23 protein-coding genes are annotated in these 25,761 nt (G+C 44.4%); 12 read left to right on the top strand and 11 right to left on the bottom strand.

Going from position 1 to position 25,761, the window contains the following annotated elements:
* Window positions 1–15: 15 nt before the first annotated feature.
* From arsB to AB6E08_RS06800, 3 genes are all read right to left on the bottom strand, one after another.
* Window positions 16–1,071: an ACR3 family arsenite efflux transporter gene (gene arsB / locus AB6E08_RS06790; protein ID WP_135383588.1), complete on the bottom strand. Its 1,056-nt coding sequence runs from the start codon at window positions 1,069–1,071 to the stop codon at window positions 16–18.
* Between the two features lie 105 nt (window positions 1,072–1,176).
* Complete coding sequence (locus AB6E08_RS06795) at window positions 1,177–1,518, bottom strand: helix-turn-helix transcriptional regulator (protein WP_017102294.1); 342 nt, start codon at window positions 1,516–1,518, stop codon at window positions 1,177–1,179.
* 134 nt (window positions 1,519–1,652) lie between these two features.
* The gene (locus AB6E08_RS06800) at window positions 1,653–2,177 is read right to left on the bottom strand and encodes an HPP family protein (RefSeq protein WP_065682634.1); all 525 of its coding nucleotides are present in this window, start codon (window positions 2,175–2,177) and stop codon (window positions 1,653–1,655) included.
* 139 nt (window positions 2,178–2,316) lie between these two features.
* Here AB6E08_RS06800 and AB6E08_RS06805 point away from each other — a divergent pair, with 139 nt between their 5' ends.
* The 4 genes from AB6E08_RS06805 to AB6E08_RS06820 all read left to right on the top strand — a co-directional run bounded on the left by AB6E08_RS06805 (window position 2,317) and on the right by AB6E08_RS06820 (window position 5,849).
* Complete coding sequence (locus AB6E08_RS06805) at window positions 2,317–2,901, top strand: TetR/AcrR family transcriptional regulator (protein WP_371707131.1); 585 nt, start codon at window positions 2,317–2,319, stop codon at window positions 2,899–2,901.
* 78 nt (window positions 2,902–2,979) lie between these two features.
* Window positions 2,980–3,777, top strand: a complete 798-nt coding sequence (locus tag AB6E08_RS06810; RefSeq protein ID WP_371707130.1) for a Cof-type HAD-IIB family hydrolase — start codon at window positions 2,980–2,982, stop codon at window positions 3,775–3,777.
* A gap of 181 nt (window positions 3,778–3,958) precedes the next feature.
* Entirely contained in the window at window positions 3,959–4,606 is a 648-nt protein-coding gene (locus tag AB6E08_RS06815; protein WP_371707129.1) for a DsbA family oxidoreductase, read from the top strand.
* 34 nt (window positions 4,607–4,640) lie between these two features.
* Complete coding sequence (locus tag AB6E08_RS06820; RefSeq protein WP_371707128.1) at window positions 4,641–5,849, top strand: winged helix-turn-helix domain-containing protein; 1,209 nt, start codon at window positions 4,641–4,643, stop codon at window positions 5,847–5,849.
* A gap of 28 nt (window positions 5,850–5,877) precedes the next feature.
* Here the strand turns inward: AB6E08_RS06820 and AB6E08_RS06825 are convergent, their stop codons facing one another.
* A complete protein-coding gene (locus AB6E08_RS06825; protein ID WP_371707127.1) occupies window positions 5,878–6,735 on the bottom strand; it encodes a LysR substrate-binding domain-containing protein in 858 nt (285 codons plus the stop codon).
* A gap of 106 nt (window positions 6,736–6,841) precedes the next feature.
* Here AB6E08_RS06825 and AB6E08_RS06830 point away from each other — a divergent pair, with 106 nt between their 5' ends.
* The 3 genes from AB6E08_RS06830 (at window position 6,842) to AB6E08_RS06840 (ending at window position 8,681) form a co-directional block, all read left to right on the top strand.
* Window positions 6,842–7,165 (top strand): putative quinol monooxygenase, encoded by a 324-nt coding sequence (locus AB6E08_RS06830; RefSeq protein WP_102483327.1) that lies wholly within the window; start codon window positions 6,842–6,844, stop codon window positions 7,163–7,165.
* A 3-nt stretch (window positions 7,166–7,168) separates the two neighbouring features.
* The gene (locus tag AB6E08_RS06835) at window positions 7,169–8,143 is read left to right on the top strand and encodes a Gfo/Idh/MocA family protein (RefSeq protein ID WP_371996188.1); all 975 of its coding nucleotides are present in this window, start codon (window positions 7,169–7,171) and stop codon (window positions 8,141–8,143) included.
* 199 nt (window positions 8,144–8,342) lie between these two features.
* Window positions 8,343–8,681: a Fis family transcriptional regulator gene (locus AB6E08_RS06840; protein WP_135442106.1), complete on the top strand. Its 339-nt coding sequence runs from the start codon at window positions 8,343–8,345 to the stop codon at window positions 8,679–8,681.
* A gap of 86 nt (window positions 8,682–8,767) precedes the next feature.
* On the opposite strand, the gene AB6E08_RS06845 is transcribed toward AB6E08_RS06840, so the two are convergent.
* Window positions 8,768–9,667 carry a GyrI-like domain-containing protein gene (locus AB6E08_RS06845; RefSeq protein WP_081229310.1) on the bottom strand — a complete coding sequence of 300 codons (900 nt, stop codon included), beginning with the start codon at window positions 9,665–9,667 and terminating at the stop codon, window positions 8,768–8,770.
* 409 nt (window positions 9,668–10,076) lie between these two features.
* Here AB6E08_RS06845 and AB6E08_RS06850 point away from each other — a divergent pair, with 409 nt between their 5' ends.
* The 4 genes from AB6E08_RS06850 (at window position 10,077) to AB6E08_RS06865 (ending at window position 16,304) form a co-directional block, all read left to right on the top strand.
* Window positions 10,077–12,308 (top strand): hypothetical protein, encoded by a 2,232-nt coding sequence (locus AB6E08_RS06850; RefSeq protein ID WP_372045486.1) that lies wholly within the window; start codon window positions 10,077–10,079, stop codon window positions 12,306–12,308.
* Between the two features lie 56 nt (window positions 12,309–12,364).
* Window positions 12,365–13,549, top strand: a complete 1,185-nt coding sequence (locus AB6E08_RS06855) for a glycerate kinase (protein ID WP_372045487.1) — start codon at window positions 12,365–12,367, stop codon at window positions 13,547–13,549.
* Window positions 13,550–13,749: 200 nt separating this feature from the next.
* Window positions 13,750–15,201, top strand: coding sequence for a catalase (locus AB6E08_RS06860; RefSeq protein ID WP_017100300.1), 1,452 nt, complete (start codon window positions 13,750–13,752; stop codon window positions 15,199–15,201).
* A 230-nt stretch (window positions 15,202–15,431) separates the two neighbouring features.
* Window positions 15,432–16,304, top strand: a complete 873-nt coding sequence (locus tag AB6E08_RS06865) for a patatin family protein (protein WP_372045488.1) — start codon at window positions 15,432–15,434, stop codon at window positions 16,302–16,304.
* Window positions 16,305–16,422: 118 nt separating this feature from the next.
* Here AB6E08_RS06865 and AB6E08_RS06870 read toward each other — a convergent pair whose 3' ends face one another.
* From AB6E08_RS06870 to AB6E08_RS06880, 3 genes are all read right to left on the bottom strand, one after another.
* Window positions 16,423–17,415 (bottom strand): 2-hydroxyacid dehydrogenase, encoded by a 993-nt coding sequence (locus tag AB6E08_RS06870; protein ID WP_012600151.1) that lies wholly within the window; start codon window positions 17,413–17,415, stop codon window positions 16,423–16,425.
* 488 nt (window positions 17,416–17,903) lie between these two features.
* Window positions 17,904–18,236 (bottom strand): DUF1971 domain-containing protein, encoded by a 333-nt coding sequence (locus AB6E08_RS06875; RefSeq protein WP_371707109.1) that lies wholly within the window; start codon window positions 18,234–18,236, stop codon window positions 17,904–17,906.
* 62 nt (window positions 18,237–18,298) lie between these two features.
* Window positions 18,299–19,102: a ferredoxin--NADP reductase gene (locus AB6E08_RS06880; protein WP_371707108.1), complete on the bottom strand. Its 804-nt coding sequence runs from the start codon at window positions 19,100–19,102 to the stop codon at window positions 18,299–18,301.
* Window positions 19,103–19,443: 341 nt separating this feature from the next.
* Here AB6E08_RS06880 and AB6E08_RS06885 point away from each other — a divergent pair, with 341 nt between their 5' ends.
* On the top strand, window positions 19,444–20,388 hold the full coding sequence (locus tag AB6E08_RS06885; RefSeq protein WP_371707107.1) for an acyltransferase: 945 nt from the start codon (window positions 19,444–19,446) through the stop codon (window positions 20,386–20,388).
* A 149-nt stretch (window positions 20,389–20,537) separates the two neighbouring features.
* On the opposite strand, the gene AB6E08_RS06890 is transcribed toward AB6E08_RS06885, so the two are convergent.
* From AB6E08_RS06890 to glgX, 3 genes are all read right to left on the bottom strand, one after another.
* On the bottom strand, window positions 20,538–21,281 hold the full coding sequence (locus AB6E08_RS06890) for a tRNA (adenine(22)-N(1))-methyltransferase TrmK (RefSeq protein WP_371707106.1): 744 nt from the start codon (window positions 21,279–21,281) through the stop codon (window positions 20,538–20,540).
* 153 nt (window positions 21,282–21,434) lie between these two features.
* Entirely contained in the window at window positions 21,435–23,177 is a 1,743-nt protein-coding gene (locus AB6E08_RS06895; protein ID WP_371707164.1) for a diguanylate cyclase domain-containing protein, read from the bottom strand.
* Window positions 23,178–23,429: 252 nt separating this feature from the next.
* Complete coding sequence (gene glgX / locus AB6E08_RS06900) at window positions 23,430–25,403, bottom strand: glycogen debranching protein GlgX (RefSeq protein WP_065679232.1); 1,974 nt, start codon at window positions 25,401–25,403, stop codon at window positions 23,430–23,432.
* Between the last annotated feature and the right edge of the window lie 358 nt (window positions 25,404–25,761).

A 25,761-nucleotide genomic window follows, 5' to 3' on the forward strand; every position in this document is an offset into this window, starting at 1 on the left:
CTCTAGATGTAGACGCTAGACACTAGGTTTAACCGTCTGACCGTTGTAGTACTTGTCTTTCATCTTAAGCGCCACGTTCACTAGGTAAATCAACACAGGTACTTCAATCAGTGGACCGATAACACCGGCAAACGCTTGGTCTGAGTTGATACCGAATACAGAGATTGCTACGGCAATCGCTAGCTCGAAGTTGTTACCCGTCGCTGTGAATGCAATTGATGCGTTCTTGTCGTATTCAATACCCATCTTCTTACCAATGAAGAAGCTGATGAAGAACATTGCTGTGAAGTAGATAGTCAGTGGAACCGCAATCAACAATACGTCCATTGGCAGTTCAACAATCATCTCGCCTTTTAGGCTGAACATCAGAACGATAGTGGCCAGTAGTGCAATCAGTGTGATTGGAGAGATGCGTGGAATAAACACATCGTTGTACCACTGCTCGCCTTTCATCGACACAAGGATCTTACGGCTCAAGAAGCCCGCTAGAAATGGGATACCAAGGTAGATAAGTACACTGTGTGCAATGTCGATCATCGAGATATCAACCAACATGCCTTCGTAACCAAATACTGGCGGTAGAACGCTGATGAATAACCACGCCATAAAGCTGTAGCTCACGACCTGGAATGCACTGTTTAGGGCAACCAACGCCGCACCGTACTCTTTGTTACCACCGCCGATGTCGTTCCAAACCAGAACCATCGCCACACAACGAGCAAGACCAATCAGAATTACGCCGACCATGTAACCTGGGTGGTCACCTAAGAATGTTAGCGCCAACACGAACATCAGAATAGGGCCAACAAGCCAGTTCATAATCAGAGATAGTTTGATGGCTTTCTTATCTTTGACCACGGTGCCTAATAGGTTGTAGTTAACCTTAGCCAGAGGCGGATACATCATTAAGATAAGGCCAATCGCAAGCGGAATGTTGGTGGTACCAACCGACATCGATTCATTCCACTGCTCGATCTGTGGGAATAGGATGCCAAGCAGTACACCAAGACCCATGGCAATAAAGATCCACAGCGTTAAGTAGCGATCTAGAAAACCTAATTTTGGCTTCATGATATTTTCTCTTTGGTTGATATCGTTAATCGTCGAAAAACGATATTGGAAAGCAAAAAAATACGCTTAATTTATTCCGTACTCGACAAACTAAGCGCGATAAATCTATTTCAAAATGGTGTCGATTAGCGTCTCAAATTGCTGAATATTATCTCGATTAATGCGGTAGCACATCTTCGGTGGTATCGATTCAGCAGTGATGAAACCAGAGGTTTTCAAGATTCTTAGGTGCTCTGATACTGTCGATTGCGCCAAACCTAATTCGCTAACCAAGTCACTGTTCAAACAACCGCCCGATTTTTCTAGCGTTGAAAGGATACTCAATATACGAACTCTTGCCGGGTGAGCGAGCGCTTTGGCTAGAGCTGCCATTTGCGTTTCAGCTTCGGTATCACCATGTCCGATTGGTAGAGCACAGCCACCAGTTGTAGGGCAAGTTTCGTTCATATTGATGTTTCGCTTTCCATAATCGTTAAAAGACGATTAATAGTAAGCCCATTTTATACAAGGGTCAATGTGATCTTTCAATTTGCTCTTAAGTTGGATACGAAAATCGTTACTTACTATTGAAATTCAACGGACTAAGACTTGGATGAACCAAACCAGTATAACGGCCATTTTTGTTGTGAATCGCTGTTATTCAATAACGCACCAATACCGACCAAAGCGATGCTGCCGATTAATACTGGAGTAAATAAGAACGTCCAATCCACATGCGCAGTACCTGCTAAAGCTATCACAATCGGATTAGCGCCAGCAGGTGGGTGAACCGCTCGAAAGTATTGCATTAGCATGATGGATGAGCCGACGGCGATTGCCATGGTTAAATAGGAATCCCCAAAGCCATATAACGCGATTAGACCAACAGCAGCCGAAATAAAGTGGCCCGCAATGACGTTTCTCGGTTGAGCTAATGGCGATGTAGGCACCGCAAACAGCAGTACGCACGTCGCACCAAATGGAGCCATTAACCACGGGAACCCAGAGCTTTCTGCTAATAGGCACAAGGTTAAGATGCCCAGCGTACCGCCAATAAAACCTTTAATAAGCTGGCTAATGCTTGCTTTCGGAGGAAGGGCTCCACCACCAGATAGTTTACCGATCATAATCATTTCCTCTTGTTATCTCTTTTTATTGCAAGTGTACAGATCTGTACTGTTTGATTTGAATGATACAGATCTGTACACTTCTTGCAACGAGAAATTGAGCTCTACGATTTCAGAGCGATTTTAAGGTTGATTAACGATGAGTAAAAAAGATCTGATTTTGGATGTAGCGGAGTCGCTATTTAATCAGTATGGCTATACCGCTGTTGGGGTAGATATGATTCGTGATGAGGCGGCGGTTTCCAAAACCTCCATGTACCGCCATTTTGGTTCAAAAACCAAGTTGATTGAAGCGGTGTTAGAAAGGCGTCATCAGCGCTTCGAGTCGAGTTTAGAAGCGGCGCTATCATCAACTTCTGGGATACAAAACCAACTCGATGCGCTGTTAGATTGGCATCTTGCGTGGTTTGAACAACCTGATTTCAAAGGTTGTATGTTCATGCACGCCTTGGCGGAATTCAAAGAGTCCGAAGATGACATTGCGATGCTCTCGCGACAGCACAAAGTTTGGCTTAAGAATACTATTCACAACGTGGTGAGTGGTGGCGAAGAGGTAGACGCTGCAACATTAGAATTACGCAGCGAATCAGTCATGACCTTCATTGAAGGGCTTATCGTGAGAAGTGAGTTTGGTCAGCTTGATTCAAAGTCAGACTCAAGCCATCATTCGAAGAAAAAAGCCTATCGAAAAGCATTGCATTCACTGGCTACTCTAGCGATATAATCGAACGCAGAACCGTTACACAAGATAACGAAAAATCATAATTTGCACTTTAATTTTTACTAATAGGTAAGCCCTGAAATGCCACAACAGAACATCAAATTTATCGCTGCTGATATGGACGGCACTCTGCTTAATGAACACGGAAAGTTAGACCCAGAATTTTTCAACCTTTACGAGCGCTTAGAAGCTCAAGACATTATTTTTGCTGCGGCATCGGGTCGTCAGTACTACAGCTTGATGGAAACCTTTGCCCCGCTAAAAGATCGCATGATGTTCGTTGCTGAAAACGGCACATTGGTGATGCATAAAGGCCAAGAGCTTTACAGTTGCTTACTTGATACTGATGCCATCAAAGAGATCATTAAAGAAGCTCGCGCGATTGAAGGTGCTCATGTGGTGCTATGTGGTAAGAAGTCTGCATACATCGAAACCAAAGATGAGCGTGCTCTAGCGGAGATCTCTAAGTACTACCATCGCCGTGAGCAAGTAGAAGATTTACTGGCGGTAGAAGACGATTTCATCAAGGTGGCTATCTGTCACTTCGACGGTTCACAAGAGAAAGTGAACCCAACTATTGATGCCAAGTTTGGTGAGAACTACCAAGTGGTTGTCAGTGCGAAAATTTGGTTGGATGTGATGAACGCTGAAGCGTCAAAAGGCGCGGCGATTAAACATCTACAAAATACATTAGGTTTCACTTACGAGCAGACCATGAGTTTTGGTGACTACCTGAATGACTTGGAAATGCTTAAAGAGAGCCACCACTCTTACGCGATGGAAAACGCCCATCCTAAGCTGAAAGAGATTGCTCGTTTTGGCGCACCGAGCAACGTTGATGCCGGTGTGTTCCAAGTGCTTGAGAAGCTGCTAGCGTAACGCGGTTAAGCTCCAACAGATTTTTATTAAAGCCAACTCGTGAACATGAGTTGGCTTTTTTGTTCGTTAATGTTGAATTTAGTTAAATTTGAACGATTGTTCAGGTTGTTGTAGTCTGAAGGTAAATGGGATGCCTGCTTATACAGCGGACATGCTTTATCAATGATCATTTGGAATGACGATGAGCAATAAACTTCAACTCGATATTATTTCTGACGTAATGTGCCCTTGGTGCGTGGTCGGCTACAAAAACTTAGAGCAAGCCATTACGGAACTTGGCTTAGCGGAGCAAATTGAACTTGAATGGCAGCCGTTTGAGCTCAATCCTGATATGCCGCAAGAGGGTGAAAACTTGCGTGACCATATCATGAGGAAATACGGTTCTAGTGCGGAAGAGAGCCAAAGTTCGCGTGAGCAACTGGCGGCGCGTGGCAAATCGGTTGGTTTCGATTTCAATTTCTATGACAGCATGAGAATGGTCAATTCACGTCATCTACATGTACTTCTCGATTTTGCACTAGCGCACGGTAAACAGACTGAGTTAAAGCTACGCTTCTTTACCGCTCACTTCACAGAGCAAAAAGATCTGTCTGACCTTGAAGTCATGGCACAAGAGCTTGAAGCGGTTGGGCTAAACTCAACGAAGGCACTGAAGCGCCTAAAGAACACCGACAACTTGAAGCAAATTGAAGCGCAAGAGTTTGAATGGCAACGCATGGGGATCTCTGCGGTTCCTACTGTGGTGTTCAACCGTAAGAGTGCAGTAACGGGCGCGCAGACGATAGAAACATATAAGCAGATTCTTCAAGAGCTTATTGCTGAATCATAAACGGATCATTGGTATCAATTAGAGTCTGAATTACATGGAATCACTGTCACTCGCTCAAGCGCAAAAACTGGTATTGCTTTCGCAAAAGCTGCCGCCTAAGAAGTTGCCACCTAAAAAGCAACGCAATGGGGGCGCTTTGGCGAACACGTTGTCTGCGATTGAAAACCTTGGCTATGTGCAAATTGATACCATCTCTGTGATTCAGCGAGCTCACCACCACACGCTTTGGAATCGCAATCAAGATTACCAACTGAACCATCTTGATAAGCTGTTAGAGCGTCGAGAAGTATTTGAATATTGGTCGCATGCCGCTGCGTATTTACCCATGCGTGACTACCGCTTCAGCCTGCATCGAAAGAATGGGTTTGCGAGCGGTAAGCTCAAGCATTGGTATAAAAAGGATGACGCACTGATGGCACATGTCCTCAAACGCATTGAGAGCGAAGGGCCGTTGATGGCGAAAGATTTTGAAGGGGATAGGCCAAACCCCGGCGGGTGGGGCGGTAAACCGGCCAAGCAAGCATTAGAAACATTGTTCATGCAAGGCGACTTAATGGTGCCAAGCCGAGTGAATTTTCATAAGGTGTATGACCTAACCGAGCGAGTTTTGCCGAGCGGAATTGATACCTCTGAGCCGACAGAACAAGAGTACATCGAGCATCTGATAACACGTTATTTAGAGGCTAACGGAGTTGGAATAGCGTCGGAAATGAGCTACCTACTTAAGAACACTAAGCCTCTGATTCAGAAAACACTCCAACAGATGCTTGAAGATAAGCAGGTTCTGAAAGTAGAGATTCAAGGCTCTGATTACTATGTACTGCCTGATGCGTTTGAGTTGTTGAATCAACCCCTTTCCAGAACCAAGCTAAAGATACTTTCTCCGTTTGATAACCTGTTGATTCAACGAAAGCGAATGCAATCATTGTTCAACTTTGACTACCTCCTTGAGTGCTATGTGCCAGAGGCCAAGCGTCAGTTTGGTTACTTTAGTTTGCCGATTCTGTGGCAAGGTAAGCTGGTGGCGCGAATGGATTGTAAGGTCGACAGGAAGACCCGTTTACTCAATATTCGCAACTTGGTTGTTGAAGATAGAGTTAAAAATCATGAGTCATTGATTGACGCTTTGTGCGAAGAACTAAAGCACTTTATGGTGTTCAACCAATGTGATGAGATGATCGTCCATAACACAACACCTTCTGATCTTGGGAAACGCTTGATGAGCCATTGGCAAACAGTCTAGCGGTCTTTGTTGTTTAGAAAGCGCTTAGTTACTCGGAAAGAGCGGCTAATAAAAACTCGACAAAGGTTCGGTTTTTCAATGACAGTTGCTTAGTTTTGTACAACAAGTGGATCGGTTTGGGTAACGGTGCCATGCCGGGCAAGATCTCCAATAGCATCCCACGTTCAATTTCTTCGGCAACTAAGATAGTCGGCTGTAACAACACACCTACGCCTTGTAGAGTGGCATATCGCAACACATCACCATTATTCGACATCAAGCGCACACGTTCTTTGTTCGGTGTGGCGTGAGGAGCTTGGCTGCTGTAACTGAACCCAAGTGATGGGTGTTGCGCAAGGTCTTCCAACACGCTGATTTCTGCATGTTGGCTAAGGTACTCTGGAGCCGCGCAGTAACACATCACATAATCCCCTAAGTATCTGGCGACTAAGCTAGAGTCAGACAGATCGCCAATTCGCACCATCAAATCAATATCAGAAGAGTAAGGATCAACAAGATCGTTGTTCAACACGAGTTCGACGTTGATCGTCGGGTGATTCGCGAGAAACTTAGCCACTATCGGGGCGAGCACCTTATTTCCATAAGTGACTGGGCAGTTTATTTTTACGGTGCCTTGAGGTTGGTTTTCCAAGGTTTGAATCAGGTTTTCAGCGTTGCTGATGTCTTCGAGAATTCGCTTACATTCTCGATAATAAAGTTGACCTGAATCGGTTAAAGACTGCTTACGCGTTGTGCGATGAATTAGTTGAGAGTTAAGGCTCGTTTCAAGGTGGTGGACATGTTTACTGATCATGGTCGCCGATAGGTTGAAGTGGTTGGCGGCACTGCGAAAGCTGCCTTGTTCCACAACATAGACGAAGACTTTCATGCTGGTTAACTTATCCATTGAACACTCTTGGTTGATAAACAATAAACAAAAGGCGAGTTTATCAATTATTAGGGGGTAATTATATTAATGGCAAACCGATAATTAACTAAAATAAGAGCGTGAAATGCCTCAAACGAATGAAACCATCTTTGTTACTGCCGAACTTAAGATCAAAACCAACATAGAGCGAGCTGCTGCGATCGAAGCCATCGAACAGTTTTGTTTAGACATGCAAAGCGAACCGGGCTGCCTACAAGCGATTGCAACCTATGATCAAAGCCAAAGCGATCGTGTGATTTTGCTTGAGCAATACGCTAACCGTGCAGCGATCAATCAGCACTTTGTGATGCCTCATACTAAAGCGTTTATTGAGCGTGGCATTACCGAGTTGGTTCAAGCATTCGAAACGCAACGTGGACCTATCAAAGCACAAGAGCAGGAGATCTAAGACATGAAATGGGGAATCCTAGGAACCAGCTTTATCTCAGGCGTAATGGCGGATGCGATCAAAGGCGATGCTCAAAGCGAGCTGTATGCCGTTGCTGGTCGTACTGAAAAAACACTTAACGAGTTTGCTGCCCAATACCAACCAACACGAACCTTCAACAGCTATGACGCCTTGATTGAAGATGAGTCGGTCGACATCATCTACATTGCTCTGCCAAACCATGTTCATCATGAATATGTGATTAAAGCGGCTCAAAAAGGCAAAGCGATCTTGTGTGAAAAGTCTCTGTCGGTTGATATGGAAAAAACCGAGCAAGCTTTGCAAGCGGTGAAAGAAGCGGACGTATTCTTTGCTGAAGGTTTGATGTACTTGAATCATCCATTGATCGCCAAGCTTCATCAAGAATTAGCGACAGGTGAGATTGGCGAAGTGCGCTCAATTCAGGGTTCATACGTTGCGGCGATTGATCAGTTTGTGAACCCTGCGAGCAAGGGCGCGCTATACAACTTAGGTTGCTACCCAATGTCGCTGATTCACTCTGTCGCACAACACCAGTTTGGTGAAAGTGTGTTTGATGATCTGCAGATCTCTGCAATCGGCCGACGTGGCCAAGATGGCAACATCTGTGAATCATCGTCGATGATGCGCTTCAACGACCATTTTACCGCGCAAATCCATACCGCAGAAGACCACGGCTTAAAGCATGGCTTCACGATTCTAGGCAGCAAAGGCTGTATCACACTCGACACCAACCCATGGCTACCGAGCGAAGACAATACATTCACGGTTGAGATCTATGAAACATCGACACGCGAAGTGAAAGTCGAAGCGCAAGGCGATGGCTTTCATTATCAAGTGCGTAATATCCGCCAAGCAGTTGAGCAAGGTGACACACAACTTGTAGCGCCCATGGCGACTCATCAAGACTCTCGCGTAATCATGAAGTTACTGACGGATTGGGAACAAGTGGCGAGCTAAGATCTTCGTAAATTCTATATTCGGCTCATGTTTGATTGCCTCGTCAGTGATCAAGCATGAGGCGTTTCCTCTATATCTTCAAGTCGATTCTTCCCAATAAATACTTTGCATTTGAAACGGCCACAGTGTCCAATGTCGGTTAAGACAACATTGACCAAAAAACCTTATTTTTTAAGGTGTTAAATAGGAACTTTGCTTCATGCGCAAATCAGATAAGAAGATCGAAAATCAAATCAGAGACGTGTTAACGGACGTGTGTGAAGATACGTTGAAAAGCTACGATGGTTTTCTTTGGGTGACTCATACGGTCAATTTCTCTTCATTCCCGCAAAGTTTGAAAATCGTTTGCGTATTCGATACCAATCAGGATAGAACGAACTTCTTAGACGGAGGAGGTCAGCAGGAGGTCTCTGTTGCTATCCAAAAGGCGTTTAGTCAGGTTGGGATTACATTGAAGAATATCGATAAGCACGTCAGTTTCGATACACAAGAAAATTGCGACCGCGACCATCAAGGGAAGTGGAACCATAGACTTTAAGAAGCTTTCGTAAGAGTCCTTATTGGTTCGTTAACTAAAGAACGAAAGCCTACGCGAGGTAGGCTTTGTTACTGAATTTTGTTTTGTTATTTAATTGCGGTGCAGAAGCTAACATCTGAATGCTGAGTTTGTTGATCGTAGCTGTGGTAAAGCTCAAAGCAAGGGCGATCTTCGGTTTCGATACCGGACTCTATCACTTTACTCATCAGGTCGTCCCAAGCTTTAGCGTATTGGCTTGGCTCGGTGATGGTTTGGCGCATCACTGCATATTGTCCGCCGGGAAAATCTTTCAATTCGATTCCATTTGGTACTTCAGTGTCGTCTGAGACCATCAAGCAGATGTCAGTACGGCATTTATCGTTCGGCGTGATTTCTGGATTGTCATGATAGATAAAGATGCAGCTGTTACCTGCTAATCCTTTCATTTCTGCCCATTGATAAAGACGACCGCTTGGTTCTTCATAACCCTGTCCATAGGGGCCTGTCACTCGTACATACGCTAGTTTTGACGGTTCGAATTGTTGCGTTTTCATTGTCCTACTCCATGTTGTTGGTTCGGAGTCAGTATATGAATTGCTTGCGGTTGCTGCGTTTCCATTCTTGCGCAACGTGTGTCCAATCTTGCTATTTCGCGTCAACTCAGAAAACGCTTGGTAATCTTCACAATCACGAAATGCCGTAGGAGTTACTCCAAAGTGCTGTTTGAATGCTTTGGCCAAGCTTTGCGAGGACGAGAAACCATATTCCAGAGCGATATTCAGGACAGGTTGCTTGGATTTGAAAAGATCATCAGCTGCGGATTCAAGCCTCAGTCGCCTGATGAAATCAGCAAGCGTCTCGCCTTGAACGGCTTTAAAAGTGCGATGAAAATGGTAGGGTGAAAAGTTGGCTAACGCCGCGACTTCGATTAGGTTGAGTGGCTCGTTAAAGTGTTTCTCTAAATAGCGGACAACGGGAATCAGCCGCTTATGATAGTCAACGTACATTACTTTATTTACCACTCTCTGTTGTCATCGTTCTTGTTTAGATCACCGAGACTAGCTTATCTAAGTTGAGTTTCAATAGAGGAGCCTTGAAACTGAGATTAGATGCGTTAATCCAATCATCTCGTTATGTTTCTCTATCTACTAACGCGATTATTTAACCTCAAAATTAGGTCGTGTTTGTATTGAAGCCGTCATTTCCCCCTTAAGCTGGCGGTAGTTTCAGATTGTCTTCATTCGGGTATTCGATGGCACACTTAAATGCTCGTCGAACCGGGTGGCTTAACGCTTGAACTATGAACTTTTCTAGACGATACTTTTTTCGTACATTGTCCCCAAAGTTGATGTTTAATATGTTGATTTTAAACGAAGTATTTTGAGTGGTAATGGTATCGATTAGGAAGTTTTAATCATGAAAACTTACATTTCTGGGCTGCTCGCACTTATACCGTCATGTTTAATCGCTGGCTACACTTTTGCTGTTGGTACAGCGGTTGTGCTGCCAGGGCAACATGAAGCTGGTGTTAATCTTTCGGGCTCCCCAATGTCTGCGAATGCTGTCATTGATTGGGAAATTGCGAACAGTGACCTCGTATTTGGCTCTTATGCAGATAAAACCGACAATAAGCGAGCTACGACAATTGGGTATATGTATAACCAAAAAATGGAGATCAATTCTGGTTGGTTGGAGAATGACCTTCGTAATAACGCAGAATTACATGGCGTTGATTTTGAAGACTTCTTTCTCCATTTTTCTGAAGATACAGTGCTCGCAGAAGTTGATAACACCCACGGTGAAAATACTCTCTTAAGTGGAAAGCCTATGACCTTGGGCTATACAGCCAGTGAAGATCATGCGGGCTTTTGGCTGTATCAAGAGCCTCCTTGGGATGCTGATGTGTTTGAGAATTTCGAACAGGGCGGGGCTTTGTATGTCTATCATGCTGAACAGTTCGAAAGGCTGACCTTTAAGTTCTCACAGTTTGCTGTCAGCGGCGAATTCTGGATTGAATACCCAACAGCTATTGACTCTCACGGAAGGGTTTCACAGTGGGAAAGGCTCGATGTAAAGAAAGACAAAACGCTCAATATGACCAGAAACCAATCGGTGATTTGGAACCTTCCGGGTAACTGGGTAAGAGCCACAACTCATGATGGCAGTGGGGTGAGTTATGGTGGCGGCCAGTATTTTGGTTCAACCTTTTTGAGAGAGGGTGGCCGTTTATACGTTGTGAGAGTTCGTTGGCAAAGTGAGAACGCAGACGACAGGCCGCGGTTAAAAGAAGTAAAACTCAAAAATAGCTTTCCAACCGTTAAGTTAACCGACGCTCCGACCACAACTCCGGATGGCAATGCTATCAGCCAATGGCGAAAAATTCGTGGCTTTGACGTGTCTGCAGACCTGAATGGCGATAACTACTTGTCGCCAAGCGAGTATCGAAATCGAACCAATAAGAATGCGACAGCGCGTTTTCGTTGGGAATCAAGAGTGGTGCCATTTGGTCGAATGTGGAGCACGAATTCATCTTGGTCGTTAACGAACGTCGCAAACGCGGATTATTTATTGGCCATTCATCGCTACTACAAGCAAAGCTGGGCAAGCCAAGGTTTGAATGGTGCATACAACGACGACACAAATAAACTCATTGGCTCGAACCAGTTCTATGTCCATTCTGGCGGACATGTTCAAGAGTTAGGATCTGTTGCGGGTTCAAATCAAGCGGATGATCTCTATAAACAACAATTTTCAGCGTTTCTCAAAAATCTATCTGCTTTAGAAAGTGATGCGTCGATTGGATTGAATATCGGAACGGCGAACTTGATGGGGCGAAATGGGCAGTCTCATCTTAGCGAAGCCGGGTCTTTGTATCTGAGAGAGCATTACATTTTTCCGTCTACTGGATTTAGTGGTTACTCGGGGATCTCTAAGTTCTGGGATAATTCTGCGCTCGCCTACAATGGACAAAGAGTTATTTTTCAGGCGACAACGCGTTACGGGCGAGTCCAATATCTAGGAAATAGTGAAGAGAATTGGAAGAAAGACCAATACTCGACCCTAGCGATTTACCACCTCAATCGACATGCTCAACACAGCTATTTTAATCAGTGGAACAATAGTTACGTCTATGGGAGTGATAACACGACTGCAGACACTTTCTGGCAAAGTGGTGTCCCTAAAAATATCGCTTATCAACCAAGTTCGTTATTAGCCGTTGATTTGGGAGAGGCGAGTCATCAGGCCCTACAGGGATTTGAGCCAATTCCTTTGATGTTGTCGACAACGACACCTCAACCCGCAGACTACACCATCGTTGGTGATTCATCGATGAGTGAAGTGGTGCATGCTGATCTGCCTAATGGTATGACTCACGTTCTACCTACGTTCACGTACTTTATGTATCAATCTAAAAATCAGGTGGCCGCGGGTGGCCCTGAAGATATGGTGTTAGCGAGAGAGTTCAGCAATGGTCGTGTGTTGTACCGCACGGATTTCCACGGTAAGAATTCGAGCTTTTATGAGGCAGAGAAGCTGATGATTGTATTGGACGTGCCGATGAAGCCTGTCGATGAAAACGGCAACATCGGAGAGTATGTGACTGAAATTCATATTGGCGGTTATGAAGGGCTGTTCTTGCTTTATTAGAGTCAATAGAATGAGAATAAGCTGTCAAAACGAATATTCAATTGGAACTCATCGCTATGAAAATTGTTATTGCACCAGACTCGTTTAAAGAATCTTTATCGGCGGTATCGGTGGCGGCGTGTATTGAAAAGGGCTTTCGTGAAATCTTTCCTGACGCTGACTATGTGACTTTACCTTTAGCTGATGGAGGTGAAGGTACGGTAGATGTATTGCTACAAGGTTTAGCCGGACAAAAGCGAACAAATAAAGTTCAAGGGCCATTGGGAACATTGATTAGTGCTGAATGGGCGATGTTAGAACCGTCAGTTCAGAGCTCCAAGAGAACGGCTTTGATAGAGATAGCTGCTGCGTCTGGTTTGGATTTATTGAAACCAGAACAGCGTGATCCTTTGATTGCTTCGTCTTTTGGAACAGGACAGCTGATTTTGGAAGCAATAGAGCAGGGCGCTCAAACGATTATTCTTGGATTGGGTGGCAGTGCGACCAACGATGGCGGTGCGGGTATCGTTCAAGCTCTAGGTGGGCGCTTGTTAGATAGTAAGGGGCAAGATAGCAATGGACAAGAGCTTAACCGAGGTGGTGCTGCACTTGCAGAACTCGCATCAATAGATCTTACCGGCTTAGATTCGCGCTGTGCAGATGTCGAGTTGATTGTGGCGTGCGATGTTGATAATCCATTGTGTGGTGACAACGGTGCTAGCCACGTATTCGGCCCACAAAAAGGGGCGACACCTGACCAAGTATTGATACTGGATAAGGCGCTAGCGAATTTTGCTCAAATCGCTGAATCGCAAGGTTGTGTTGGTGGTGATGACCCCGTTCACAAGCGTACGGGTTATGGTGCGGCTGGTGGCACGCCGATGGGACTTGGTTTGTTATTCAATATCCAAATTAAACCCGGCATTGAGATGGTGCTCGATGTTTTGCAAGCTGATGATCTATTGAAAGGTGCCGATTTGGTGATTACTGGCGAAGGGCAGATGGACAACCAAACTCTGCAAGGGAAAACGCCTTATGGCATGGCTAAACGAGCGAGCTTACAAGGCATTCCAACCATAGCTATTGCTGGCTCATTGGGAACTGAAGTAGAAACTCTTTATGGAGAAATGAGCAGCTTGTTTGGTACGGTTCGTTCTCCTCAGTCACTTGACCAAGTTCTGAAAGAAGCGGAAAAAAATCTGGCAAGAACGGCTAGGAATATTGCAGCGACGCTTAAACTAGGAAGGAAAATACTCGATTAGTCAGTGCCTTAGAATATGATTCCTAAATCAGTCGCTCAATAGGTTTTATAGATTATAACGATAAATAGAAACGATTATATTTTATGCCATTAGAGGTCTATTCTATATCCATAATATTTTAGGGGCTTTTGAAAGGAAGCCAGTATAAATATCAAGGTGCACTCACTATTGCTGCACCTTTGGACCTTAAGGAATAGATCATGAGTAAAAAACTAACTACAGCTGCGGGTTGTCCTGTTGCTCATAACCAGAATGTTCAAACTGCGGGTAAGCGCGGTCCTCAACTTCTTCAAGATGTTTGGTTTTTAGAAAAGATGGCGCATTTTGACCGCGAAGTCATTCCAGAGCGTCGTATGCACGCGAAAGGTTCAGGCGCTTACGGTACATTTACTGTTACGCATGACATTACCAAATACACCAAGGCAAAACTGTTTTCTGAAATAGGCAAAAAGACCGACCTGTTTGCACGTTTTACAACGGTGGCGGGTGAGCGTGGTGCTGCCGATGCTGAGCGTGATATCCGTGGCTTTGCATTGAAGTTTTATACTGAAGAAGGTAACTGGGACATGGTGGGTAACAACACGCCAGTATTCTTCCTTCGTGATCCTCTCAAGTTCCCAGATCTAAACCATGCGGTTAAGCGTGACCCTCGCACCAACATGCGCAGTGCGAAAAACAACTGGGATTTCTGGACCTCTCTACCTGAAGCGCTTCACCAAATCACCATCGTAATGAGTGACCGTGGTATTCCTGCGACTTACCGTCATATGCATGGTTTTGGTAGCCATACATTCAGCTTTATTAATGCAGACAACGAACGTTTCTGGGTTAAGTTCCACTTCAAATCTCAGCAAGGTATTAAGAACTTGTCTGATGCAGAAGCGGCACAAGTGATCGGCGATGACCGCGAAAGTCATCAACGTGATCTGCTAGACAGCATTGATAATCAAGACTTCCCTAAATGGACACTGAAAGTTCAAGTGATGCCAGAAGCGGACGCAGCGAAAGTGCCATACAACCCGTTCGATCTGACTAAGATCTGGCCACACGCAGATTACCCATTAATTGAGGTGGGTGAGTTTGAATTGAACCGTAACCCACAAAACTTCTTCGCTGAAGTTGAGCAGTCTGCATTCAACCCGGCAAACGTGGTTCCGGGTATCAGCTTCTCACCAGACAAGATGTTACAAGGCCGTCTGTTTGCTTACGGTGATGCACAGCGCTACCGTTTGGGTGTTAACCATCAGCATATCCCAGTAAACGCACCTCGTTGCCCTGTCCACAGCTACCACCGTGATGGTGCGATGCGTGTTGATGGTAACTTTGGTAGCACACTTGGCTATGAGCCAAACAACGAAGGCCAATGGGCAGAGCAGCCAGACTTTGCAGAGCCAGCATTGAACCTAGATGGTGCTGCAGCGCATTGGGATCACCGCGAAGATGAAGATTACTTCTCGCAACCGGGTGACTTGTTCCGCCTGATGACGCCAGAGAAACAAGCGATTCTGTTTGATAACACTGCTCGTAACCTAGGCGGCGTGCCTAAAGAGATTCAGCTGCGTCACTTAAGACACTGTTACAAAGCCGACCCTGCTTACGGAGAAGGCATTGGTAAGCTACTTGAAATCGATGTAAGCGAATTTAAGTCGTAATCAATAAGTTTGATTAGTTAAATGAAAGGCCGTTGAGTGAATCACTCAACGGCCTTTTTTGATCATGCTGTGTATTAGGTGAGTCGTGTAAGTCGTACCAATTACTTGAAAATTAGCACCATTTCTATTGATAGTTTTTGCCTATCAAATTAATAAACTCATCCCATTATATTTAGTTAGGGTAACGGATTATCCTACGGCTATCAGTTTATAAAGTAGAAGAGTTTGAGATGAGTAAGAGCGCATTAATCGTTGAAGGTGGGGCAATGAGAGGCATCTTCGCAGCAGGAGTATTGGACGCTTTTATGCAAGACGATTTCCGTCCTTATGATTTTTCTATTGGCGTATCTGCGGGTGTGTCGAATTTGGTTGGTTACTTATCTCAAGCTCCGAAGCGTAGCTACAACGTGATTACTACCATGGCGACGGATAAAACGTTCTTCAATCCTGCTCGCTTTGCTAAAGGTGGCAATTTGGTCGACGTTAAGTGGTTGTGGGATGAATCCAACCATCGTTATCCACTGGATTGTGGTGAGCTGTTCTCAAGTGTTCCTTTAATTGCTGCTGTAACTAACGTCGATACTGGCAGTGCAGACTACTATCACATCAAGCCAGAAAACCTTTCTAACGTGGTTGAAGCAACAACAGCTCTACCTATCGCTTACCGTGAAACACCGTGCTTCTCTGGTGGTTGCTATACCGATGGTGGTGTAGCCGACTCTATTCCGGTTCGCGAAGCCTATCGTCGTGGTGCACGAGACATTACGGTGATTCTTTCTCACCCATTAAGCTACCGAATGAAGCCGCAGAAGTATCAGTGGATGCTGAAAAAGCTGCTAAAGAAATTCCCGAATATTGCAGAGTCGATGGCGGTGCGTGCCGAAAACTATAACCAGTCTTTGGAGTTCATTCGTAACCCTCCAAAAGATGCGACCATCAAGGTGATTGCGCCACCAGAAGCGTTTTCAGTGAAGCGTTTGACAATGGATCAAACGGTCTTGAATGCAGGTTATGAGATGGGTGTGAAAGCAGGGGAAGAGCACCTTGCCATTAGAAACGGTGTCTATGGCTTAGATACCGAAGATTGTCATTTCTGCGTTTAGAACTGTTTTTGAATGCGGGATAAACGAGAAGCCACGCTGTTCACTTAGGACTAGCGTGGCTTTCTATTTCTAGATTGAGTCTATTACTAACTCAGTCTGCTATTAACTCAAGTTGTTGTTAAACCAGTTCGTTGCCGCTGGTGTTACCTGTAAAAAAGGCATCAACACTGGTGAGCGTTGTATTGGCAATGTTGAACAGAGCATCTTTAGTCAGGAAGGCTTGGTGACCTGTGAACAATACGTTGTGACAAGCAGATAAGCGACGGAATACGTCATCCACAATCACATCGTTAGATTTGTCTTGGAAGAACAACTCTTTCTCGTTGTCGTAGACATCAAGGCCAAGCGCGCCAATCTTGCTTTGTTTCAACGCTTCGATTGCTGCGGTTGAATCCAGTAGTTCACCACGGCTGGTGTTGACGATCATCACGCCATCTTTCATTTTCTCAAATGCCGTTGCATCCAACAGGTGGTAGTTCTCTTTACTCATTGGGCAATGCAGAGAAATCACGTCAGATTCTTGGTAAAGCTCGTCGAGCTCAACGTATTTAGCGCCCAGTTCTTTTGCCAATGGGTTCGGGTATGGGTCGTAGCATAGGATGTTCATGCCTAAACCTTTCAGAATACGCATGGTTGCTAGCCCAATTTTGCCAGAGCCGATCACACCAACAGTTTTACCGTGGAAGTTAAAGCCAACCAAACCCTCAAGAGAGAAGTTCGCATCACGAGTGCGTTGGTATGCTTTGTGTAGTTTACGGTTCAAACACATCATCATGCCAACCGTGTGTTCTGCTACCGATTCTGGTGAGTAAGCCGGAACGCGAACCACTTGCAGACCAAACTCTTTGGCTGCATCTAAATCGACTTTATCAAAACCGGCACAGCGCATCGCGATCAGCTTGGTGCCGCCTTTAGCAAGAATCTCTAACACGTCTCGCGATAGGTCGTCGTTTACAAACGCACAAACCACTTCGTTGTCGTGCGCCATTTTTGCTGTTGTTGTAGTGAGTCGAAAATCGTGAAAATGGAACTCGGCGTTGAGTTCGCCTTTTGCCAGTTCAAATGATTTTTCGTCGTATGATTTTGAGCTAAAAAAAGCAATGTTGAGCATGGCTTCCTCTCTTACCTAAAATATAAATAACCCACTGATTCATTCTTTGAAACGGGATTAAAACAAGGGCATGTTGACCTTTCGCGGTTAAGTTTTGTTCGAGATAAAATCGTTTTAATCGCGACGAGAGGTTTGCCGCCTAGTCATTCTAAGCAAAACCCTCTCAACAAAGAGTAAAACGATTTTAGCCGAACCCTTCGGGCAGTGTTTGTGGTTCCTTTCTACAGCGTTATCGAATTCTCATGTAGGCGAGCTACACCTCGAATTCTCTGCCTTGTATAAATAACCCACAAACGGCTGCAAAAATCAGCTCGATAGGTCAACATGCCCTGCAACTCTGTTCAGTGTGCTAGAGTTTTTTTGTCTTGTCTATCACCATTAGTCATTGTAATTACTATGGTTATTTGGTCTGTTGTCTTCACTTATTGAACATTAAAAATCACAGTACGAGGCAGCTTGCTTATAAGTTCATCAATATTGAATGGATCTTACTTTCGGGTGTTGAACATCTTCTTAGTCTCTTTCTCAGACCAGAAGTTAATGTTGAATTGTGCGTCGTCGCTAAGCTCTACTCGATGCCAATATTGAGGTGGGCTGGTGGCAAATTGCCCAGCCAGGATCGTAATAACACTTTCCGGTTCTGTCGCGTTTGCATCGGCAAAACCATAGAAGGTGACGGTGCCTTCCATTACGCAGATCTGCCCGAATACACCTTCTGCGGTGTTGTGGTGATTAAGCAATGCAGCCGGTATGTTGTCTTTGGTGAAAAATGGCGTTGAACGTTGAATTTTCCAGTGTGACGGAATACGTAAATGACTCATATAAAACCTCTTGTCTGTATTTTGAATACAAGCTTTAGCTTTGATTGAATTGGTGACCGTGATTACCAGTAGTTTTCACTGCTGAATTGGCCGGGCTTTCGGCGTAAGTGCTTCTCGAAACCTAAGTTGGTTAGTGCTTCACTTGTGTCGCGAACCATTTGCGGATTGCCACAAAGGTAGAAAAAACTGCGGGTTTGATTGAAAGTGACAGACGTGGTTTGCTCAAGGTCGCCTCCAAGTAACAAGCTTGGGATTCGTCCGCGCAAAGTTCCGGTGACTGATTCTCTAGAAATAATTGGCACATATTGTAGTTTCCCCTGAAAGTGTTCAACGAGTTGATTGATTCGATCTTGATACGTGAGGTCTTGCTCTGTTCTTACGGCATGAACCAGTACAAGGTTTTTGAACGAGGTGATTTTTTCAGATTCAGAGCCGTTTTGCTGTTGTATCTGCATGCTTTCGAGCATTGAGATAAAAGGCCCAACGGCGGTTCCGGTTGAAAGCATCCATAGGTCGTCGGCGATCTCTGGAATCTCATTTAGCGTCATAAAGCCGCTTGGGTCTTTGCCTACAAATATGTCATCGCCTACCTTCAACTCATGAAGTTGAGGTGAAAGCTGCCCGTTCTGATCCTTAATAATCAAAAATTCCAGATGTTGATGACCTTGTTCGTGCTCTGGCGCATTCACCATGGAATAAGCACGTCTGACAAGCTCCTCCTCGTTGTTAAGCAGGCCAAGTTTCGTGAACTGACCTGCCTGATAGGGAGAGACGGGAGCACTGAGTTGCAGCGAGAACAGTTGATCTGTCCATTGTGTTTTATGTAAGACTTTGCCAGTTACCAAACCATGAGGAATATCTGTCATATCATCACCTTTACTTAGAGAAGTTATCTCATTAAGGATACTCAACTATTTACACTTTGGAGTTGCATGTACCATGCCATTAGTGAGAATGCTTATCAATACTGGTTATTCGGTAAAAATCAACTTGAATGATGTCAAATAGACTTTGTACCGCTGTGTCTAAATGACACCTTTGTTGTTTTTTGATGTGATTCCTTGTGATTAAGAACGATGAGTTGCCCTATGGGCACAGACCAAAATTAGTTCCGTGGTTTGACCCTTAATGTATTCACCAATAACTAAAGAGAATATTTTATAGATGAGTATAATGGCGGCTTTCGATCTCAATATAGCCGTGTTTTATGCTTGATAATCTTCGTATGGCCTTGAACGTATTGTTCGTGACTATCAATACCGCAATGACTGCGTTTACCGTGAGCTTTTTTGGCCTCATCAAACTGATTCTTCCAATCTCTATTGTTCAAAAGTCATGTACTCGTTTAGCGAATTTCACATTTTGGTGTTGGGCTTCGCTCAATCTTTGGATGTTGAATGTGAATAACGATATCGAGTGGCAAGTTGAGGGCGGGGAAGACATCTCGACTAAGCAATGGTACTTGATGATGTCGAATCACCTCAGTTGGGCGGATATCGTGATCTTGTCTTCGATCTTGAAAGACAAGATGCCAATGACTAAGTTCTTCCTTAAGCATGAATTGCTGTACGTTCCTTTTGTTGGTTTGGCTTGTTGGGGCTTGGATATGCCTTTCATGAGACGTCACTCACGTGAGTTTTTGATTCGTAACCCTGAGCGTCGCAATGATGACTTTGATGCAATTAATAAGGCATGTACTAAGTTCAAATGGGCACCGACAACCTTGGTAAATTTTGTGGAAGGGACTCGTGCAAACCACGAGAAACTGGCGACAGCGAAAACACCTTATCGACATCTACTTAAACCGAAAACAGGCGGTGTGGCGTTTGCTCTATCGGCAATGGGCCCAATCTTGGATGGTATTGTGGATGTTACTTTAGCTTACCCAGAAAATCAGGCTTCTCCATTTGAAGACATGCTGAAGGGTAAAATGACCAAGGTGGTGGTGCGTATTAAACTGCACCCAATGGATGAGAACGTGAACGGTAATTATTTTGAAGATAAAGCGTTTAAACGTCGTTTCCACAGTTGGCTAAATAACACGTGGAAAGAGAAAGACGACTATCTTGATACGGTTTATGGGGTTGATACGCCCTGTGAGGTTGAAACGACTGATGAACCTGATGTGGCTTATAAGAAACAAGAACGGTAAGCTCATACCAAATTGATAGCATCAAAAAAGCCGATAGTTCATTGAACTGTCGGCTTTTTTATTGATTGGGCTTTGTCTACTCAAACAGTGCAGTCAGTGCTCACTATGTTTTAAAGCGCTAAAACAAGGATGGTCAAAGAGTGAGGAAGTTAAATCGCTTGGTAAGCCTCAATGATGTGCTTAACCTGACTGGTTTTGCCTTGCTTCTCTTGTCCTTGATGGATGCGCAAGTAGTGCTGCAATGTTTTGGCTTTGTATTGCTGTGATACTTGCTTCTGTTGTTCACAGTTCGGAGTCCAGATCTTGTCGCCGACGCTTGATATCTTAGTTACCGTTCGGTTATTGCCGTTTTCATCTAGATTTTTGTCGCTTTCACCTTGGTTATTGCTGACCAATAAAATCTCGTAGTAACGACGGTTCTCTTCAATTAACACTTCATCAATTAGGCCGAAATTGAGCGCCTTTAAATGAGTTCTTAGCTCGAACTGCTGATGAACTGGGCAAAGCAAAAAATCGATCGCCTTGTCTGGATGCTTACAATGAATATCATCGACGAGCTTTTGTGTTAGATCGCCTCCCACACCCGCAATAATGACCAGATGTCTGCCTGTGTGCTTTTCTAATGGAATCGCTGCGACATCCAAGCAGTAGACTTGCCATTGGCTGGTAATCGCTTGTTGGTCTGAATTATCTTGGGGAAAGTAACGCGTTAGCTTGCCTTCCAGCTCATTCATCAGAGTAGGGACAATATCGACAAAATGAATCTGCGGTGCTTTGTGGTCAGATAATAGCTGAACACCCAAGAAGCCGTGATCACAACAACAGTCCCAAATATGTTGGTAGTCATTACTGACAAGGGAATGGAGAGTTTGCAGTCGGTTACTTAGCTTCATAAGGCTCGTATCGTTAAAAAAGGGTATTGTTGTATCGAACGCGCATTGTAATGACTTTCCATAAAAACAAAAGCACCTAGGGGATTAATCCTAGGTGCTTTTTTGTTATCGGTATCGTACCAATCGGTGTGATACGAGCGTGTTAGCTAATGTCTACGACGCTTTGGCTACGCCTCTAATGTGACCTTCTACTCGATTCTTTCCAAGTTGTAGTGCGATAAGCTTTGCTTGTTCCGCAAGGGCTAAAGCAGAGTCTGTTTCGCCGTCTATTTGCGAAAACCCGACGCTGATACTGAGTGACAATGTGATATCCGGAGTGACTATGGTTTTCTCGGAGATGCTGATTCGACATTGTTCCAATTGGTGCTTGGCATCCTTCGCATCATTCGCTTTGAATAAAACGGCGAACTCCTTGTCCCCGACTCGAGCAAGGCAAAGCCCTTTTGGCTTAGGAAAGTAAGAACGCATCGCTTCTGCGGCAAGCTTTATCATCTTGTCGCCAATCGCTTCACCGTAAGCTCGATTTACGTGGTCAAAGTTATCGATATCGAGCAGAGCTACATAGGTATCGGGTTCGCATGCGTAGTTGTCGATCGCGATGTTAAAACTACTTTTGTTGTCTAACTGAGTCATGAGATCTTTACTGCTCAATTGATGGTGGAGCAGTAAGTTAGACAACGAGACTTCCGTGTAATCTTTGATCATACGTAAAATACTTTGGCTGATCGGCAAGGGCGCATTGACGTAAATCACCGCGATTAGCTGGTTACGAGAGTGCAAAGGGATACAGTAGTGGCGTTGGAGTATTTTGAGTTTACGTGCCAATGGATCCGCGTATTTACTGCTTCGATAAGCCATGGTCTCGGGAGCAAATCGCTCAGCAAGGGCTTTGTCAGTATGTACCGTTGATTTGTTTCCATGATAATCGATAGTACTGAATGAATGGCTCTCTGCTTGATAAAGGCAGAATTGAATGCCTTTTTGATAGGTAAAGCTATTGAATATGGCTTTTAACTCTCGTTTAAAGCTGGCGAGATCATCAACTTTATTCAGTTGAGATAACGACATGTTCAAGCGGTGAGCCAGGTAGTGTGCGCCAATCCATAATAGAAGCAGTGACCCGAGTACCACGCCAGTTAGCGTAAATTGGTGTGAGCTGGTGAGTATGTCGTGACGATCAGTGCCCGAGACGAATACCCAGTTTAAGCTGTTGTCAGCATCAAATACCGTTATTTTGAAATTATCTTGATAGTAGTATTCGTGTTGGCCGACGGTCTCACCTTGAGAGAGTTGGTGGCTGATGCCTGCATGATAGCTGATGGATTTGGAGCCAATGCGTTTCGGATCAGGATGGAAAACCAGTCGTTCGGTTGCTCTATCAACCACAAATACATAGCCACGGTCTAATGTCTTTAAGTCTCTCAGGCCTTGTGTGGTATGCAAAAGGTCAAACTCAATCCATATTTCTTTGTTCAACTTTTCCGTCGTGTGTTTGATCGCAAAAACCCAACGACCATCGGGTTTTTGATAGATAGAAGAGATGTAAAAACCTTCTACAACACTATCTATTGGATTCCACTGGATGGCATTGATCTGCTCATTAGAAAGAGGCAGGCCACGAGTTGAAATATATTGTTGGGATTGAGGCTGGTATTGAACAATATCGGAGAAGTTAGGTGTTCTCTTAAGAATATTGTCACTGATGTCCCTGAATTTTTGTTCACCGACGGGGCCTGATGTAGATAAGCTTAAACTGGTTTCCAAAAAATAGAGTTTGCCGAATGTGGCTTCGATGTTGGAATTGATGATGGAACTTGCGATACGAATATTTGATAGTGATTGTTCTTTTGCTGTCGTTTCTACTTTTTCAAGTTGAGCTGCAGCAAGATAGAGCATCCCTCCAGTTAATAAAATAATGTATGGTTTAAAAAGCCGAATTAATGTTTTAGGTAAAGCCATGATATCCAAAGACGTTATAGATTCATTTTTATAGTACGGCCATACTAAACAGTTTTCGTAATCACATCAATGCAAAATGTTCCATATAAAAAATTGAGTTTGTGACGTTCAGCTAATAAAAAAGCCAGTCATAAACATAACTGGCTTCTATGGCTTCGCGCGTTCTATTAAGCTGGTTTGGCTTTTAACCTAAACCGAATCTGTCTTGTTTGGCGAATAGTGCAAAATTGCCATTGAAACGGGAGATAACAGCATTTCACCTTCGGCATGACCCGGTTTCACGTTTCGCAAGTTGGTATCACAGATGGTTACCCAGTCTTGCTTACGGTCGCTCGGTAAAGAAAATCGAGCAGGTGCGTTGGTTTGGTTGATCAGATAAATCAACTCGTCGCCATCCTTGCCGATGCCTAAATGTAAGGCTACGGAGCTTAAACGGTTCCAATCATCATGTTCCATGATTGTGCCATCAACACGGCTCCAGAATATACGGTTAGAGTTACGTTTATCGCCACTGAACGCTTTGATAAACGGCACCATGTATTGCTGACGTGCGGAGATCATCTCAGACAACCAAGCCTTGAAGTAAGTCTTACGCTCGGAATCTTCCCAGTTGAGCCAGCTGGTGACCCCGTCTTGGCAGTACGCGTTGTTGTTACCCTTTTGAGTATGAGATAACACATCGGCCGTCAAAATATGTGGAATACCGAATGCAAATAACAGGCTAGCCATGAAGTTACGCTTTTGCTTTTCGCGTGTTGCGATAACCAAAAGGTTTTCTGTGTTGCCTTCAACACCATAGTTTTCAGAGCGATTATCACCGTGTCCATCGCGGTTGCTCTCACCATTTTCTTCATTGTGCTTATGTTTATAAGAAACAAGATCTTGCATGGTGAAACCATCATGATAAGTGATGTAGTTGACGGTTAATTTGTACGGCCAGTGTGCGGCACTGTAGATGTCACGAGAGCCCATTAAGCGAGTCGCAAACTCTTTCAAGTAGCCTTGGTCGCCACGCCAGAAGCTACGAGTGATATCTCGCAGCTTATCGTTACACTCATTCCACCCCAACGGAAAATTGCCAACTTGGTAGCCATTTGGCCCGATGTCCCATGGTTCTGCTATTAACTTGGTTTCTTTCAATACCGGATCTTGGGCAACGGCTTTGAAGAAAGCAGCCTCAGGATTGTAGTTATCGCCTTCGCGCCCCAGTGTTGCTGCCAAATCAAAACGGAAGCCGTCGACTTGGAACTCACTAACCCAGTAGCGCAGTGTATCCATGACTAAGTTCAGTGCTGGTTGGTGGGTGAGGTCGACCGTATTGCCACAACCGGTGAAGTTCGCGTAATGACAGCCATGCTTAATGTAGTAGCGGCTATCCAGTGCTTTTAGGTTGAAGGTTGTACCACCTTCACCGCCTTCTGCCGTGTGGTTGTAGACGACATCAAGAATGACTTCGATACCATTGCGGTGCAGTTCTCGAATCGCGGTTTTGAGTTCACTAACGGCGTCTTTCTCTGCGTAGCGTGGGTCTGGCACCATAAACAAATATGGATTGTAACCCCAGTAATTCACTTTCCCCATATCCAATAGGTGGGGTTCATGCATACATGCAGCAATGGGTAAAAGTTGTAGAGAATTGATGTTTTGCTGTTTATAGAATGCAAGCATTTCGGGACTAACTAACCCCAAATAACGGCCTTTTGTATTGGTCGCGACTTCTGGGTGAAGTTGAGATAGGCCTTTAACATGGGTTTCGAAAAGAACGGTCTCTTCGCGGCTAATACGCGGCTTTTCGACATCTTGCCAATCGAACGTGTCATCAACTACGAGACACTTCGCCATCGAAAAGCTTTTTTCATTGGTATATGGCGTTGCGTAATCGAGCGGTTCGCTTATTGCTTTAGCGTAAGGGTCGGAAAGTAAGATCGGGCCATTATCAGTTTCAGCAATGAAACCGTATTTTTGTCCCGCTTTAATACCATCAACAAATACATATCTGATATCAGCGTATTCATTTTCCAATTTATAAGTGGTGAACTCATCGTTCTCGTCAAAAAGAGCGAGAGAAAGGGATTTACAGTCAGGGGAATAAATTGAGAAGTTACAGCCAGTGTTACCTAGCGTTGCGCCTAGTGGATAAGGGCGAGCGAGCGTTCTAGTCATTGCTTGATTTCTTGTTCGTTTATCAACATCAGTGAACTATTAGTAAAAGGCTTTGTCCCATTAAGGTCAAGCAACTTCATAGAATAAATTTTGTTGAAAAATAATTCATCGATGAAGTTCAAATTATATATTTGAAGTAGATCTCACTTATGCTGAATAATTAGATCTGTGTGCTGTCTACTCCTCCTAGATTAAGTGATCCAACCCTTTAAAATACCATTCTGTATAAACTCTACTCCCTTCTCATCCCCCTTAATTTAGTTCGGGGTGGAGGAAGTCAAACTTGTCATCCCCTCTTAATATTGGCTCCGTTGAAACGAATCAGGGGCAACCCTAAACCTCTCTATCTTACGTCCGC

The sequence above is a fragment of the Vibrio sp. 10N.247.310.24 genome, assembly GCF_041467175.1.
Lineage (GTDB): Bacteria > Pseudomonadota > Gammaproteobacteria > Enterobacterales > Vibrionaceae > Vibrio > Vibrio tasmaniensis_A.